Genomic DNA, 15,334 nt, shown 5'->3' with positions numbered 1-15,334 from the left:
CGGGGCTGTGCCGCGGGGGCGCTGATTGACGCTCATGGAAGCGCCCAATAAAGCTCGATCATGGATTTCGAGCTTTCCGAGGAGCAGCGCTCCTTTCTCGACCTTGCCGAAAGCTTCGGCCGCGACGAAATGGCGCCCCACGCGCGTCGCTGGGACGAGGAAGCGCATTTTCCGGACGATGTCCTCAGGCGAGCGGCCGGGCTCGGCTTCGGCGCCATCTATGCGCGCGAGGATGTCGGCGGCTCCGGGCTCGGTCGGCTCGACGCGGCGCTCATCTTCGAGGGGCTGTCCCGCGGCTGCGCATCGACGGCGGCCTTCATCTCCATCCATAACATGGCGACATGGATGATCGACGCCTTCGGGGCAGAGGCTCAGCGCCAGCGCTTCGTGCCGAAACTCGCGACGATGGAGCATTTCGCATCCTACTGCCTGACGGAGCCGCAGGCAGGCTCCGATGCCGGTTCGCTGCGCACCAGGGCGGTGCGCCAGGGCGAGGAATACGTTCTGAACGGCACGAAGTCCTTCATCTCCGGCGGCGGGCGCTCCGACATCTATGTCGTCATGGCGCGCACGGGCGAGGAGGGGCCTTCGGGCATTTCCTGCATCGTCGTGGAGAACGGCACGAAAGGCCTTTCCTTCGGTGCCCAGGAGGCCAAGCTCGGCTGGCACAGCCAGCCGACGGCGCAGGTGATCTTCGAGGATTGCCGCGTGCCGGCGGACAATCTCATCGGGGCGGAGGGCGACGGCTTCAAGATCGCCATGGCCGGGCTCGACGGCGGGCGCATCAACATCGCCGCCTGCTCGATCGGCGGGGCGGCCGCGTGCCTCGACCACAGCATCGCCTATCTGAAGGATCGCAGCCAGTTCGGCCGCAAACTCGCCGAGTTCCAGGCGCTGCAGTTCCGCCTCGCCGACATGGCGACGGAACTTGAAGCCTCGCGGCTGATGGTGCGGCAAGCGGCGGCCAAGCTCGATGCGAAGGCGCCGGACAGGACGGTCGCGGCGGCCATGGCAAAGCGCTTTGCCACGGATGCCTGCTTTGCCATCGCCAACGAGGCGCTGCAGCTGCATGGCGGCTACGGCTATCTGCGCGACTACCCGATCGAGCGCTTCATGCGCGACCTTCGCGTCCACCAGATTCTCGAAGGCACCAACGAAATCATGCGGGTCATCGTCGCCCGCTCCTTGCTGAAGGACTAGAATTGTCCGAACCCGACATTCATTGCGAGAAGCGCGGCCGTCTCGGCCTCGTCAGCCTCAACCGTGGCCATGCGCTCAACGCGCTCACCCACGACATGGTGCTGGCGATCGCCGCCGCGCTCGACGATTGGGCCAAGGACGATGAGGTCGCCCATGTCGCCATCCGCTCGCGCGACGAAAAGGCCTTTTCGGCGGGCGGCGACCTCAAGGGCCTCTACGATGCGGGGCTGGCGGCAAAGGCCGAGGGCAGGGCGCCGGCGGCTTCCTTCTTCACCGACGAGTACCGGCTCAACCACGCCATCCGCACCTACCCCAAGCCCTATATCGCCCTCATCGACGGCATCGTCATGGGCGGCGGGGTCGGCGTCTCCGTCAACGGCAGCCACCGTGTTGCGGGCGAGAGGATCAGCTTCGCCATGCCGGAGGTCGGGATCGGCTTCTTTCCCGATGTCGGCGGCACCTACATCCTGCCGCGCGTTCCCTGCTTCGCCGGCACCTGGCTGGCCCTGACGGGCGCGCGCATCGGACGTGCCGACTGCCTCTGGGCGGGGCTGGCGACGCAGGCGACGGCGGGCGCGCGCTTTGCCGAGCTGATCGAGGCCCTTTCGGCGGGCGGGGAAACCGACGACATCCTGGAGCGCTTCGCCGAAGACGGCGGGCCATCCGACCTGGAAGACGATGCGGCGCGCTTTGCCGAGGTCTTCTCGGCCGACAGCGTGGAGGAGATCGTGGAGCGGCTGAAAGCGCGGCCGGACTGGGAGCGCGGGCAGAAGGCGCTCGATGCCATCGGGACGAAATCGCCGACCAGCCTCAAGATCGCCCTTCGCCAGATGCAGCTTGGCGCGGAGGCCAATTTTGCCGAGACGATGCGGACGGAGTACCGCATCGTGCATCGGGTGCTCGGCGGCCACGACCTCTACGAGGGCATTCGCGCCCAGATCGTCGACAAGGACCGGGACCCGAAATGGGCCCCGCCGAGCCTTGCGGAGGTCGGCGAGGCCGATATCGACGCCTATTTCGCGCCGCTCGATGAAGAGCTGCCGCTGCCGGAGGCCATATGAGCGACGCCGTCGAATTCGTCAGCGAGAGCGCCTCTGTCGGCCGTGGCACGCGCTACTATCTGCGCTTCGTGGCGCTGATCCTGCTGGCGGCGGGCTTGATGCGCGCCGGCGAGCTGATGGGCGTCTCCTTCCAGGGCGGGCACTTCCTCGCCCTGGAGCCGGCCTGGCGTGTGGCGCTCGTCGTCCTTTGCATCCTCAACCTTCTCGCCGGCGTCGGCCTTTGGATCGGCGCCGTCTGGGGACCGGTGATCTGGGCGGTCGCGGCGATCGCCGAAATCTCCATGTACACGCTCTTTTCCGACATCTACGGCGCGCACCAGAACCGGGTGATCGTGCATCTGGCCTTCTTCGGCCTCTATCTCGTCTTCCTCTTCTCCGACTGGCGCCGCCGGCGCCGGGAGGAATAGCGGGAAAGGAAAGCGAGACCTGGCCGGGAGCACAACAAGACGGGAGGAAACAATGGCCACAATCGCATTTCTCGGCCTCGGCAACATGGGCGCGCCGATGGCCCGCAACCTCATCAAGGCCGGCCATCAGGTGACCGGCTACGATATCAGCGAGAAGGCGGTCGCCGCCTTCGCCGATGCCGGCGGCAGGGCGGCGGGCAGCATCGGCGAGGCCGTGAAGGCGGCCGAGATCGTCTTCACCATGCTGCCGGCCGGCCCGCATGTGGACGAGGCCTACCGGGGCGCCGGCGGCATCTTCGAGAACGCCGCCGCGGGCGCGCTCCTCATCGACTGCTCGACCATCGACGTCGCCACGGCCCGCGCCGTTTCGGCCGCCGCAGGCGAGGCGGGCTTTGCCATGCTCGACGCGCCGGTCTCCGGCGGCACGGTCGGCGCGGAGGCTGGAACGCTCACCTTCATGGTGGGCGGCGAGGCGGCCGCCTATGCGAGCGCCGAGCCGCTTTTTGCGGTGATGGGCAAGACCGTCGTGCATTGCGGCGATGCCGGCACCGGCCAGGCCGCCAAGATGTGCAACAACATGATCCTCGGCATTTCGATGATCGGTGTCTCGGAGGCCTTCGCGCTCGCCGACCGGCTCGGCCTCGACCGGCAGAAGCTCTTCGACGTCTCGTCCAAATCCTCCGGCCAGTGCTGGTCGCTAACCACCTACTGCCCGGTTCCGGGGCCGGTGCCGACCTCGCCGGCGAACCGCGACTACAGGCCGGGCTTTTCCGCGGCGATGATGCTGAAGGACCTCAAGCTCGCCCAGGCGGCGGCCAATCAGAGCGGCGCCTCGATCCCCCTCGGCTCGGGCGCTGCGGCGCTCTACAACCTGTTCTGCACGCAGGGCGGAGGCGATACCGACTTCTCCGGGATATTCGCCTACCTCTCGGGCCAAGTACCTAAACAAATGTGAAAATTTACCATTCTGCGATCAAGGTTTGATTCATCCTGACGCTTAAAGCTCCATTCAAATTGGGTCTCTATCCTGCAAGCAAGGGTGGCAAAAAGAAAACAGCCGCCAGGGAAGCTGACAACGGAGAGGCACCATGTTGCTTGCAGAGAGGACGGCGCTTGCTTACGAGCAGGGCGATGCCGAGCCGGAGGATCTTAAGACCCTCTATCTTGACGCGCTGACGCTGGTGGAGCGCCTGCATCGGCGCCTGCTCGACGTCATCAAGGACGAGTTCGACCGGATGGGGCGGTCGGACGTGAATTCGGTCCAGGCGCTGCTTCTGTTCAATATCGGCGATGCCGAGCTGACGGCGGGCGAATTGCGCACCCGCGGCTACTATCTCGGCTCGAACGTTTCCTACAACCTGAAGAAGCTGGTCGATGCCGGCTACATCTATCATGAGCGCTCGCGCGTCGACCGCCGCTCGGTGCGGGTGTCGCTGACGGAGAAGGGCAAGGACGTCGCCGATATCGTCAACCGGCTCTACGACCGCCACATCTCCTCCATCGAGAAGGTCGGGGGCGTCTCGGAGGACGACTTCAAGCTGCTCAACAAGACGCTGCACCGGCTGGAGCGCTTCTGGACCGACCAGATCCTCTATCGCCTGTAGAAGCGGTTTTCTTGCGGGGGCGGAGCCTCCAGGCCGCTCTCCCTTTCGTGATGGTCTTTTGAAGACGGCTTCGAGCGAAGGGCCCGGTCCGACCGGGCCTTTTGCCGTCTTCGGGGCCGCGCGCGGCGGCCCGCCACCATGGATTGGCCATAAAGCCATGAAAAGGAAGGGGAAGCTGCGGCTTGCCGCCAGTCCCATGAACGGCAGGGCGCCGATTCCGGGTGCTTGAGGGCCGCCACGCATTTGGTGCGGGCGGGCTCACATGGTAAACCGGGATACGGCTTGTTCGCGTTCCTTGCACGACCCGAATAGCGACCGACAAGAGGCACACTTTCCGAAATGAGCGCTTTTTCGCTTCTGCGACCCGTTCTCTGCGCCGCAGCGCTGATCTTTCCCGTGGCCGCCGCCGCGCAGACTTCCATGCCCGTCAACCAGTCGGAATGGGCTGACACCTTCGACAACGGCCCGCGCACCGCGCCGACCGTGGCCACGAACGTGCCGATCCTGTCGCCCTATACGCTGTCGGCCATGGATCAGGCGATCGAGTGGTATCAGGGGCTGGTCGATGCGGGCGGCTGGAATCAGGTTCCCTCCGACCCGGTGCTGAAGATCGGCATGCGCCATCCGAATGTCGTGGCGCTGCGCCAGCGGCTGGTCGCCTCGGGGGATCTCCGCCAGGTGACGGGCGCCAACGATGCCTTCGATTCCTACGTGCAGGCCGCCGTGGTGCGCTTCCAGGAGCGCAACGGCATTCCGGCGGACGGCGTCGTCGGCCCGAGCACTTTCGAGGCGCTCAACGTGCCGGCCTATGTGCGGCTGGGGCAGCTGAAGACGAATCGCGAGCGCATCGCGCAGATGAAGAGCCCGGCCGAGCGCTACCTGATGGTCAACGTGCCGGGCGCGCAGATCGAGGCCGTCGAGAACGGCGTGGTGATCTCGCGCCACACCGCGGTCGTCGGCAAGGTCGACCGGCAGACGCCGCTTCTTTCCAGCCGCATCTACCAGGTCAACTTCAATCCGTACTGGACGGTCCCGCGCTCGATCATCCGCAAGGACCTGATCCCGAAGATGCAGAAGGATCCGCAGTACCTGACGCGCAACCACATCCGCATCTTCAACCAGCAGGGCGAGGAGCTGCCGCCGACACAGGTCAACTGGCAGACGGACGAGGCGGTGAACTACATGTTCAAGCAGGATCCGGGCGATGACAATTCGCTGGGTTCGGTGCGCCTCAACTTCCACAATCCCTATCAGGTCTTCCTGCACGACACCCCGTCCAAGGGTCTTTTCGGCTCCGACTACCGCTTCGAATCCTCCGGCTGCGTGCGCGTCATGAATGTGCGCGAGGTGGTCGCCTGGATCCTGCGCGGCAATGGCTACGACCGCGCCCGGGTCGACCAGGTGATTCGTTCCGGCGAACGTCTCGACGTCGAGGTGGAAGACAAGCCGGCGCTCTATACGGTCTATTTCACCGCCTGGACGACCGGCGACGGCGTCGTCCACTTCCGTCCCGACATCTATAATTACGACCAGGTGACGGGCGACGTCGCCCTCAACCAGCCCTCCGAGCTGATCGGCTCGCCTCTGCCGCAATAAGCGGCACGGCTGGAAGGCGTTCTTTCAGGCCCCGGCGCGAGTGCATTGCGCCGGGGCCTTTCGTTTGCCTGCCGCCTTCCTGCATCCCGCCTTCTTGCGTGGCCTCGGCCGCGGATGTCATCGCGGTGTCGTCTGTCCTTCGCACAATGGTTCCGCTGCGGTTACGCCGCCCTTGCCGGCACCCGGCCCCATTCGTAGCCCCAATTCGTAGCGGAGACAGAATGCGCCTCTTCCTCTCGAGCAGCGTCATCGCGCTCGCCGCGGCCTGCAGCCTGCCGGCGGCAGCCCAGAGCACCGAAATGTTCAACCGGATCGCCACCTTTCCGGTGCTCGCCAACCTCCCGGCCGACCGCGACGCGAAGAAGGCGACCGTCGCGGAGATCATCGCGGCGAGCGAGGACGGCATGACGCTCGTCTATACCGACGCCGAGCAGGAGGCTGTCGGCATCATCGACATCTCCGATCCCGCCGCGCCGAAGCCGGCCGGTTTCGTGGCGCTCCCCGGCGAGCCGACCTCCGTCGCGGTCGCCGCGGGCAGGGCGCTCGTCGCCGTCGTCACGTCCAGGAGCTACACAGAGCCTTCCGGCGAACTCGCCGTCGTCGATATCGCCTCCGGGAAGATCGAGGCGACCTGCGCGCTGCCGGGCCAGCCCGATTCGGTGGCGATGACGGCCGATGGCACGAAGGTCGCCGTCGTCATCGAGAATGAGCGCGACGAGGAGCTTAATGACGGCGAGATCCCGCAGGCCCCGACCGGCCTTTTGGTCACCTTCCCGGTCCGGGACGGCGCGGCCGATTGCGACGGCATGCAGGAGATCGACCTCACGGGCATCTCGAAGATCGCGCCGGACGACGCGGAGCCGGAATTCGTCGACATCAACGAGGCGGGCGAGGCCGTCGTGACGCTGCAGGAGAACAACGCCATCGCCGTCGTCGACATCGCGAGCGGCAAGGTGCTGCGCGGCTATTCGGCCGGCACCGTCGACCTTGAGGGGATCGATACGGAGAAGGACGGGCTTATCCGCCCGGACGGGAATCTCGCCGGGCTCGCGCGCGAGCCGGACGGCGTGCAGTGGATCGACGAGGACCGCTTCGTCACCGCCAATGAGGGCGATTACAAGGGCGGCTCGCGCGGCTTCACCATCTTCGAGAAGGGCGGGGACGTGCTCTTCGATTCCGGCGATGCGATCGAACGGCTCGCCATGCGCATCGGCCATTACCCGGAAAAGCGCTCGGGAAAGAAGGGCACGGAGCCGGAGGGCGTCGAGGTCGGCACCTTCGGCAAGGACCGGCTCATCTTCGTCGGCACGGAGCGCTCCTCCTTCGTCGCCGTCTATCGCGACACCGGGGGCGATCCGGAATTCCTGCAGGTCCTGCCCTCGGGCATCGCGCCGGAAGGCCTTCTCGCCATTCCCTCCCGCAACCTCTTCGTCACGGCGAACGAGGCCGATCTTGTCGAGGATGGCGGGGCCCGCGCCAGCGTGATGATCTATCAGCGCGGCGGCGAGAGCGCCTCCTATCCGATGCTGACGGCCTCCGACGACATAAGGGGCTGGGGCGCCCTTTCAGGGCTTGCCGCCGATCCGGCCGAGGCCGGAAAGCTCTACGGCGTCTCCGACAGCTTCTACGGCGAAGGCCGGATCTTCACGATCGACGCCAACGCCAGGCCCGCCAAGATCGTCTCGGCCGTCACGGTGACGACGGGCGGCGCGCCGACCGAAAAGCTCGACCTTGAAGGCATCGCCGTGCGGCCCGAGGGCGGCTTCTGGCTCGCCTCGGAAGGCAATCCCGACAAGGAGAAGGCCAACCGCCTCCTGCGGGTCGCCGCCGATGGCAGCGTCGAGGCCGACATCGAGCTTCCGGACGCGCTCGCTTCGCAGGCGGTGCGCTTCGGCCTCGAAGGCGTCGCCGTCACCGGCGAGGGCGAGGCCGAGACCGTCTGGCTCGCCGTCCAGCGCGAATGGGGCGACGACGAAAAGGGCATGGTGAAGCTTCTCTCCTACAAGCCGGCGAGCGGGGAATGGGGCGTCGTCCACTACCCGCTCGACACGCCGGAAAAGGGATGGGTCGGCCTTTCGGAGATCACCGCCGCAGGCGCAGATCGCTTCCTCATCCTGGAGCGCGACAACCAGATCGGCGATGCGGCGCGGATCAAGCGGCTTTACGCCGTCTCGCTGGAAGGCATCGCGCCGGCCGCGCCCGGCGAAGCGCCTCCCGTGGTGACGAAGACGCTCGTGCGCGATCTTCTGCCCGATCTCAAATCCACCCATGGCTACGTGGTCGACAAGGTCGAGGGCTTCGCGCTCGACGGCGAGGGCAGGGGCTACATCGTCACCGACAATGACGGCGTCGATGATTCGAACGGCGAGACTCTCTTCATCGCCCTCGACGCGGCCGCGCTCACCCATTGAGGCTTTTTCGGAAGCAAGCCGCGGCGCGGGCGCGCTGCGGTTCCAGATACCGGCGGCCGGCTCTCCCATTGCTTGCGGGAGGGCCGGCCGTCGTGCTTTGCGTCCCCCGGCTTCTGTGTTAATCGCGCGGCCAAAGCCGGACCGGGGTGCGAGGCGCCGCCGGCCGCCGCCAGCCAACGGAAACTCGCCCATGCAAGATGCCGCCCGCGTGACCGCATTGCCGTCCCGCTTCTTCTCCGCTTCCCTTCGCGAGAGCGACCCGGCGATCGCCGATGCCATCAAGGCCGAACTCGGCCGCCAGCGGCACGAGATCGAGCTGATCGCGTCGGAAAACATCGTCTCGCGCGCCGTCCTTGAGGCGCAGGGCTCGGTGCTGACCAACAAATACGCGGAGGGCTATCCCGGCCGGCGCTATTATGGCGGCTGCGAGCATGTGGACGTGGTTGAGAATCTCGCCATCGAGCGCGTCAAGGAGCTCTTCGGTTGCGATTTTGCCAATGTGCAGCCCAATTCCGGCAGCCAGGCGAACCAGGCGGTGCTTCTGGCGCTTGCCGCTCCGGGCGACACCATCCTCGGCCTCAGCCTCGATGCGGGCGGGCACCTCACGCATGGCGCCAAGCCGAATCTTTCCGGCAAGTGGTTCAACGCCATTCAGTACGGCGTCAGGAAGCAGGACGGGCGCATCGACGAGGAACAGCTGGAAGAGCTCGCCGAGACGCACAAGCCGAAGGTCATCATCGCCGGCGGTTCGGCCTACAGCCGCGTCATCGATTTCGCGAAGTTCCGTGAGATTGCCGACCGGGTCGGCGCCTATCTTATGGTCGACATGGCGCATTTCGCCGGCCTCGTGGCCGGCGGGCAGCATCCGAGCCCGTTCCCGCACGCCCATGTCGTCACCTCCACGACCCACAAGACGCTGCGCGGGCCGCGCGGCGGCCTCGTGCTGACCAACGACGCGGACATCGCCAAGAAGATCAATTCGGCCGTCTTTCCGGGGCTCCAGGGCGGGCCGCTGATGCATGTCATCGCCGGCAAGGCGGTCGCCTTCGGCGAGGCGCTGAAGCCGGAGTTCAAGACCTATGCGAAGAACGTGGTCGATAATGCCCGCGTGCTCGCCGAGACGCTGGTGCGCGGCGGCTGCGACATCGTCTCGGGCGGCACGGACACGCATGTCCTGCTCGTGGACCTGCGCCCCAAGGGCCTGACCGGCAAGGCGACGGAAGCCGCGCTCGGGCGGGCCTGGATCACCTGCAACAAGAACGGCGTGCCGTTCGACCCGGAAAAGCCGACGATCACCTCCGGTATCCGTCTCGGCTCTCCGGCGGCCACCTCGCGCGGCTTCGGCACGGCCGAGTTCCAGGAGGTCGGCGATATGATCGTGGAGGTCCTGGACGGGCTGAAGGCGAACGGCGAGGAGGCGAACGGCGCCGTGGAGACGGCCGTGCGCGAGCGCGTTTCGGCGCTGACGGGACGTTTCCCGATCTATCAGGAATAAGGCCGACAGGCCGGACGGACACGGAAAGCGAGGCCCGATGCGCTGTCCCTATTGCGGGGCCGACAATTCGCAGGTGAAGGATTCGCGCCCCAGCGAGGACGGCAACGCCATTCGCAGGCGCCGCGTCTGCGGCGATTGCGGCGGCCGCTTCACCACCTTCGAGCGCGTGCAGCTGCGCGAGCTCACGGTCGTCAAGAAATCGGGCCGCAAGGTTCCGTTCGACCGGGACAAGCTGATGCGCTCCGTGCAGGTGGCGGTGCGCAAGCGCGATGTCGATCCGGACCGCGTCGAGCGCATGGTTTCCGGCATCGTGCGGCAGATGGAATCGCGCGGCGAGGCGGAGATCCCCTCCAGCGACATCGGCGTTCTCGTCATGGAGGGGCTGCGGCGTCTCGACGACGTCGCCTATGTCCGCTTTGCCTCCGTCTACCGCGATTTCCGCGAGGCGAAGGACTTCGAGGAGCTTCTGACGGAGATTTCCGGCCGGGTGCACGAGGAGCGCGATCTCGGCGCGCCGCCCCGCCCGCCGCTCGTCGAAGAGGACGATGTCTGACGGCCGGGAAACCGATTCCCGCTTCCTCGATGCCGCCATCCGTCTCGGCCGGCTCTCGCTTGGCGAGGCCCACCCCAATCCCGCCGTCGGCGCGATCATCGTCAGGGATGGCCGGGTGCTGGCGCGCGGGCGCACGGCGATCGGCGGCCGGCCGCATGCGGAAACGATCGCGATTGCAAAGGCCGGCGAGTGGGCCCGGGACGCGACCATCTACGTCTCGCTCGAGCCCTGCGCCCATCATGGCAGGACGCCGCCCTGCGCCGAGGCGATCGTCGCCGCGGGTCTTTCCCGCGCCGTCGTGGCGCTGGCGGATCCCGATCCGCGCGTTTCAGGTAACGGCATTGCGATTCTTGAAGGGGCGGGTCTTGCCGTGGCCTCGATCGAGACGGCCGAGGCCCGCGCCGCCCATCGCGGTCACGTCTCGCGCATCACGCGGCAAAGGCCTTTCGTTACCCTGAAGCTCGCCGTCTCTTCCGACGGCGCGATCGGCATTGCGGGCAGGGGGCAGGTCGCCGTGACCGGCGAGATCGCCCGCCGGCACGTCCATGCCCTGCGCTCGCGCGTCGATGCGATTCTCGTCGGGGCGGGCACGCTGCGCGCCGACGATCCCGAACTCACCTGCCGGTTGCCCGGGCTGGAGCACCGTTCGCCGCTGCGTCTCGTCCTCAGCGCTTCGGGCGACGTGCCGGCCGGGGCGAAGCTCTTCGGCGCGGGCCCTGCGACCTGGCTCCTCTCGCCGAAGGCGCCGGCGGGCGCGCTGGCCGCCCAAATGGCGCGGCGCGGCGATGCGCTACGCTGGATCGAGATCGAGCCCGGCGCGCACGCCATTCCTTCCGCTCTCGCCGCGCTCGCGCGCGAGGGAATCACCTCGCTCCTCGTCGAAGGCGGGGCGCGGACCGCCGCCTCCTTCCTCGATGCGGACGCCGTCGACGAGGCGCTGATCTTCAAGAGCGCCGCCGTTCTCGGCCCGCGCGGCATCCCGGCCCTTGCGGAGCGGCCGCTTTCGTCCATAACCGCAAGCGAGGCCTTTCTTCGCGCCGCGAGGCGCCGCTTCGGCCCCGACATCCTGACCCGCTACCAAAGAGCTGCCTGATGTTCACCGGCATCATCACCGATATCGGCGAAGTCGTTTCCGCCCACGACCTTGCGGCGGGCAAGCGCTTTCGCCTCGCCACCGCCTACGATCCGGAGACCGTTTCGATCGGCGCTTCGATCGCCTGCGGCGGACCCTGCCTGACCGTGGTGGAGAAGGGGGCGAACGGCAGGCCGTGGTTCGCGGTGGAAGCCTCCAGCGAAACGCTGGCGCGCACCACGATTGGCAGCTGGGAGCCGGGCACGCGCGTCAATCTGGAACGGGCGCTGCGCGCCGCCGACGAGCTCGGCGGCCATCTCGTCACCGGCCATATCGACGGGATCGCGGAAATCCTGGAGCGCCGCTCCGACGGCGACATGGCCGAATTCCGCTTCGCCGTGCCGGATCATCTTTCCCGCTTCATCGCGGAAAAGGGTTCGGTCGGCCTCGACGGCACCTCGCTGACGGTCAATTCCGTCGCGGGGGCCACCTTCACCGTGATGATCATTCCCCACACCCTCACCGTCACCACATGGGGCGAGCGCGTGGCCGGGGATGTCGTCAACCTTGAGATCGACCTCGTTGCGCGCTACCTCGACCGCCTGCGCGGTGGATGAGCGCCCGAACACGAACGGACAATGAGCCATTTTCTGATTATCGAGGCGCGGTTCTACCACGACCTCGCCGAAGAGCTTGCTCGCGGTGCCACCGCCGAGCTCGACAAGCGCGGCATCACATGGGACCGCGTGGCCGTGCCGGGCGTCCTGGAAATTCCGGGCGCGCTCGCCATGGCGCTGATCGCGACCGAGGAAGGAAGGCTGCACTATGACGGCTACGTGCTTCTCGGCTGCGTCATCCGCGGCGAGACCGGCCATTACGACATCGTCGCCGGCGAATCGGCGCGCGCGGTGATGGACCTCGTCACCGATCAAGGCCTGGCGCTCGGCAACGGCATCCTGACCGTGGAGAACGCGCTGCAGGCCTGGGCGCGGGCGGGCGTCGAATCGAAGAACAAGGGCGCCGATGCGGCCGCCGCCGCGGCCGAGATGGCCGAACTCAGAGGAAGGTGGGGCCTTGCCGGAAGCTGAGCCCACGAGCGTATCGAAGGCCGCCAACCAGCGCGGCGCCGCGCGGCTCGCCGCCGTGCAGGCGCTCTACCAGATGGATGTCGGCGGGGCGAGCCTGCCGCGCGTCGTGGCGGAGTTCGAGGCCTACCGCCTCGGCCAAGAGCTGGAGGGGGAGACGCTGAAGGCGGCGGATGCGGCCTTCTTCCGCCTTCTCGTCGCCGGCGTCGTCAAGGAGCAGGGCCTCATCGATCCGATCATCCATACGACGCTGCCCCAGAGCTGGCCGCTCGCCCGCCTCGACGTGACGCTGCGCGCGCTCCTGCGCTGCGGCGTCTACGAGCTGCGCTCGCGCCGCGACGTGCCGGCCCGCGTCGTCATTTCCGAATATCTCGACGTCGCCCATGCCTTCTTCGAGAAGGAGGAGCCGGGCCTCGTCAACGCCGTCCTCGACAAGGTGGCGCACGATCTGCGCCCGGAGGAGTTCGACCCGGCCCTTTCGAGCTAGCCGGCTTGGACGAGCTTTCCCTCATCGACCGCTATCTCCGTCCGCTCGCCGGAAGGGGCGCGCTCGGCCTCCTCGACGATGCCGGCTTTCTGGCGCCGGCGCCGGGCGAGGATCTGGTCCTCACCAAGGACATGATCTCGGAGGGGGTGCATTTCCTGCCCGGCGATCCGCCCGCCTCGGTGGCGCGGAAGGCGCTGCGGGTCAATCTCTCAGACCTTGCCGCCAAGGGGGCGCGGCCGGTCGGCTACCTCATGGGGCTGGCGGCGACCGGCGCCTGCGACGAGGCGTGGCTTGAAGCCTTCTGCGAAGGGCTGAAGGGCGACCAGGAGGCCTACGGCATCGACCTTGTCGGCGGCGACACCGTCGGCTCGCCCGACCGCATCACCGTCTCGGTCACCGCCATCGGGGCGGTTGCCAAAGGCACCATGGTCCATCGCTCCGGCGGCCATGCGGGCGATGCGCTCTACGTCTCCGGCACGATCGGCGGCTCCGCGGTGGGGCTCGCCCTTCTCACGGAACGGGCAAGCGGCGACCTTTCGGCCGAGGAGCGCGACCGGCTCGTCGCCCGCTACCGCGAACCGCTGCCGCGCACCGCGCTCGCCGAGGCCGTGCGCTGCCATGCGAGCGCTTCCATCGACATTTCCGACGGGCTTGCCGGCGACGCCGACAAGCTCGCCGCCGCGAGCGGCCTTGCCGCCACCATCGAGGCCGACGCGATTCCCCTCGATCCGGCCATCGAAAGGCTCGGCGGCTTTTCCTTCGAGGATGCGGTCACGGGCGGGGACGACTACGAGATCCTTGCCGCCATCCCCGCGGCGAAGGAAGAAGCCTTCCGCCGGGCGGCGCGGGAGGCGGGCGTTCCGGTGGCGCGCATCGGCGCGCTGGAACAGGGCGAGGGCAGGGCGCGCCTCGTGCGGGGCGGCGCCGAACTGGCGCTGACGCGCCGCGCCTTCGTGCATGGAGAAGCCTTGTGAGCCATTCGGCCGAGACGACGTCGATCGGGACCGAGGAGGCCGGCATCGGCCAGCCCGTCCTCGTGGACGACCGCACCGCCAAACGCAACGTCATCGTGCTGGCGACAGCCCAGGCGATCGCCGGCGCCGGCGGGCCGATCAATTTTTCGATCTCCTCGCTCGCCGCCCACATGCTGCTCGGCAGCGACAAGTCGCTCTCCACCCTGCCGCTGACGGCCTTCGTCGTCGGCACGGCCATCGGCACGGTGCCGGCGGCGCTGCTGCAGCGGACATTCGGGCGCCGGCTCGGCCTCATCGCCGGCATGCTGGTCGGCGCGGGCGGGGCGCTCCTGGAAGCGACCGCGATGGCCTTCGCCTCTTTCCCGCTTCTGTGCCTCGGCGCCTTCCTGATGGGCTTCACCGCCGCCTTCGTGCAGCAGTTCCGTTTCGCCGCCGCCGATACGGCCAGCCCCACCTTCCGGCCGAAGGCGATCTCGCTCGTGCTCATCGGCGGCATCTTCGCCGCCATCATCGGCCCGCAGACCGTCATCCATACCAAGAATGCCTGGCCGCTCGTGCCCTTCGCCGCGCCCTATCTCGCCGCGGCCGGGCTGATGATCCTGGCGGCCCTCGTGCTCACCACGCTGCATGCGCCGCGCCCCGCCGCCGGACACCGGCGCCATGGCGGGCGGCCGCTGACGGCGATCCTCGTCCAGCCCCGCTTCCTCGTCGCGGTCGCCTGCGCCATCATCTCTTATGCGCTGATGAACCTGATGATGACGGCCGCGCCGCTCGCCATGGTCTGGTGCGGCCTGCCGGAGGAGGCGGCGTTCCTCGGCATCCAGTGGCATGTCATTGCCATGTTCGCGCCGAGCTTCTTCACCGGCACGCTGATCGCGCGCTATGGCTCGGAGCGGGTCGTGGCGGCCGGTCTCATCCTTCTCCTCGTCTGCGCCGCCATCGCGCTGACGGGCATCGATCTCCTCCATTTCTGGGGCGCGCTCGTCGTCCTCGGCATCGGCTGGAATCTCGGCTTCCTCGGCGCCACGGCGCTGGTGGCGACCACCTACGAGCCGGAAGAACGCGAGCGTGTTCAAGGATTTAATGACCTTCTCGTCTTCGGGGCGGTGGCAGTTGCGTCGTTTTCCTCCGGCCGCATCCTGGTTGCGGGCGGCTGGTCGGCCGTCGCCTGGACGGTGATCCCCATTGCGGCCCTGCCTCTGGTCGGCCTGCTTATCCTTCTGGCGGTGCAGAAAAGACGCGCCGTTCGAAGCTAAAGCTGTCCTCCGGCTCAGCTTTCCAGCCCTTGACGGGGCCTGTTCTTTCGTCAATACCCCGCCGCGATAGGTGAGGCTCCAGCGCTTGGCGATGCCGATGTGCAAGGGGCCTCGATTCACGTCCGGCGCTCCG

At 67.6% G+C, this 15,334-nt stretch carries 15 protein-coding genes; all 15 read left to right on the top strand.

The features are described from left to right. Positions 1-60: 60 nt before the first annotated feature. Positions 61-1,200, top strand: coding sequence for an acyl-CoA dehydrogenase family protein (locus CLD20_RS04940; RefSeq protein ID WP_224405473.1), 1,140 nt, complete (start codon positions 61-63; stop codon positions 1,198-1,200). Positions 1,201-1,202: 2 nt separating this feature from the next. After that, the gene (locus CLD20_RS04935; RefSeq protein ID WP_224405472.1) at positions 1,203-2,261 is read left to right on the top strand and encodes an enoyl-CoA hydratase/isomerase family protein; all 1,059 of its coding nucleotides are present in this window, start codon (positions 1,203-1,205) and stop codon (positions 2,259-2,261) included. Continuing rightward, the gene (locus CLD20_RS04930; RefSeq protein ID WP_224405471.1) at positions 2,258-2,668 is read left to right on the top strand and encodes a DUF6163 family protein; all 411 of its coding nucleotides are present in this window, start codon (positions 2,258-2,260) and stop codon (positions 2,666-2,668) included. Before CLD20_RS04935 ends, CLD20_RS04930 begins: the two co-directional genes overlap by 4 nt. A 52-nt stretch (positions 2,669-2,720) precedes the next feature. Further along, the gene (gene mmsB, locus CLD20_RS04925) at positions 2,721-3,623 is read left to right on the top strand and encodes a 3-hydroxyisobutyrate dehydrogenase (protein WP_224405470.1); all 903 of its coding nucleotides are present in this window, start codon (positions 2,721-2,723) and stop codon (positions 3,621-3,623) included. A gap of 133 nt (positions 3,624-3,756) precedes the next feature. Beyond that, a complete protein-coding gene (gene ldtR / locus CLD20_RS04920) occupies positions 3,757-4,272 on the top strand; it encodes a transcriptional regulator LdtR (RefSeq protein WP_224405469.1) in 516 nt (171 codons plus the stop codon). A 339-nt stretch (positions 4,273-4,611) separates the two neighbouring features. Further along, complete coding sequence (locus CLD20_RS04915; RefSeq protein WP_224405468.1) at positions 4,612-5,868, top strand: murein L,D-transpeptidase; 1,257 nt, start codon at positions 4,612-4,614, stop codon at positions 5,866-5,868. A gap of 221 nt (positions 5,869-6,089) precedes the next feature. Further along, positions 6,090-8,279, top strand: coding sequence for an esterase-like activity of phytase family protein (locus tag CLD20_RS04910; protein ID WP_224405467.1), 2,190 nt, complete (start codon positions 6,090-6,092; stop codon positions 8,277-8,279). A 190-nt stretch (positions 8,280-8,469) separates the two neighbouring features. Continuing rightward, positions 8,470-9,774 (top strand): serine hydroxymethyltransferase, encoded by a 1,305-nt coding sequence (glyA, locus tag CLD20_RS04905; RefSeq protein ID WP_224405466.1) that lies wholly within the window; start codon positions 8,470-8,472, stop codon positions 9,772-9,774. A gap of 37 nt (positions 9,775-9,811) precedes the next feature. Then, complete coding sequence (nrdR, locus tag CLD20_RS04900) at positions 9,812-10,327, top strand: transcriptional regulator NrdR (protein WP_224405465.1); 516 nt, start codon at positions 9,812-9,814, stop codon at positions 10,325-10,327. Continuing rightward, positions 10,320-11,420, top strand: coding sequence for a bifunctional diaminohydroxyphosphoribosylaminopyrimidine deaminase/5-amino-6-(5-phosphoribosylamino)uracil reductase RibD (ribD, locus tag CLD20_RS04895; protein ID WP_224405464.1), 1,101 nt, complete (start codon positions 10,320-10,322; stop codon positions 11,418-11,420). Before nrdR ends, ribD begins: the two co-directional genes overlap by 8 nt. Next, on the top strand, positions 11,420-12,016 hold the full coding sequence (locus CLD20_RS04890) for a riboflavin synthase (RefSeq protein WP_224405463.1): 597 nt from the start codon (positions 11,420-11,422) through the stop codon (positions 12,014-12,016). Before ribD ends, CLD20_RS04890 begins: the two co-directional genes overlap by 1 nt. Before the next feature lie 21 nt (positions 12,017-12,037). Further along, positions 12,038-12,487, top strand: a complete 450-nt coding sequence (gene ribH / locus CLD20_RS04885) for a 6,7-dimethyl-8-ribityllumazine synthase (RefSeq protein WP_224405462.1) — start codon at positions 12,038-12,040, stop codon at positions 12,485-12,487. Continuing rightward, a complete protein-coding gene (nusB, locus tag CLD20_RS04880; RefSeq protein WP_370636809.1) occupies positions 12,423-12,971 on the top strand; it encodes a transcription antitermination factor NusB in 549 nt (182 codons plus the stop codon). The genes ribH and nusB overlap by 65 nt, the downstream gene beginning before the upstream one ends. Positions 12,972-12,976: 5 nt before the next feature. Continuing rightward, a complete protein-coding gene (thiL, locus tag CLD20_RS04875) occupies positions 12,977-13,945 on the top strand; it encodes a thiamine-phosphate kinase (RefSeq protein WP_224405460.1) in 969 nt (322 codons plus the stop codon). Continuing rightward, entirely contained in the window at positions 13,942-15,201 is a 1,260-nt protein-coding gene (locus tag CLD20_RS04870) for an MFS transporter (RefSeq protein ID WP_224405459.1), read from the top strand. The genes thiL and CLD20_RS04870 overlap by 4 nt, the downstream gene beginning before the upstream one ends. Positions 15,202-15,334 lie beyond the last annotated feature (133 nt).

It is taken from the genome of Afifella sp. IM 167 (genome assembly GCF_020144925.1).
GTDB lineage: Bacteria > Pseudomonadota > Alphaproteobacteria > Rhizobiales > Afifellaceae > Afifella.
This window is presented reverse-complemented; position numbering and strand designations above follow the sequence as displayed.

Excerpts from the sequence above, each read along its gene's own strand:
- CLD20_RS04940 (WP_224405473.1), top strand. The coding sequence starts at position 61 with ATGGATTTCGAGCTTTCCGAGGAGCAGCGCTCCTTTCTCGACCTTGCC.
- CLD20_RS04930 (WP_224405471.1), top strand. The coding sequence starts at position 2,258 with ATGAGCGACGCCGTCGAATTCGTCAGCGAGAGCGCCTCTGTCGGCCGT.
- mmsB (WP_224405470.1), top strand. The coding sequence starts at position 2,721 with ATGGCCACAATCGCATTTCTCGGCCTCGGCAACATGGGCGCGCCGATG.
- ldtR (WP_224405469.1), top strand. The coding sequence starts at position 3,757 with ATGTTGCTTGCAGAGAGGACGGCGCTTGCTTACGAGCAGGGCGATGCC.
- CLD20_RS04915 (WP_224405468.1), top strand. The coding sequence starts at position 4,612 with ATGAGCGCTTTTTCGCTTCTGCGACCCGTTCTCTGCGCCGCAGCGCTG.
- CLD20_RS04910 (WP_224405467.1), top strand. The coding sequence starts at position 6,090 with ATGCGCCTCTTCCTCTCGAGCAGCGTCATCGCGCTCGCCGCGGCCTGC.
- glyA (WP_224405466.1), top strand. The coding sequence starts at position 8,470 with ATGCAAGATGCCGCCCGCGTGACCGCATTGCCGTCCCGCTTCTTCTCC.
- nrdR (WP_224405465.1), top strand. The coding sequence starts at position 9,812 with ATGCGCTGTCCCTATTGCGGGGCCGACAATTCGCAGGTGAAGGATTCG.
- ribD (WP_224405464.1), top strand. The coding sequence starts at position 10,320 with ATGTCTGACGGCCGGGAAACCGATTCCCGCTTCCTCGATGCCGCCATC.
- CLD20_RS04890 (WP_224405463.1), top strand. The coding sequence starts at position 11,420 with ATGTTCACCGGCATCATCACCGATATCGGCGAAGTCGTTTCCGCCCAC.
- ribH (WP_224405462.1), top strand. The coding sequence starts at position 12,038 with ATGAGCCATTTTCTGATTATCGAGGCGCGGTTCTACCACGACCTCGCC.
- nusB (WP_370636809.1), top strand. The coding sequence starts at position 12,423 with ATGCGGCCGCCGCCGCGGCCGAGATGGCCGAACTCAGAGGAAGGTGGG.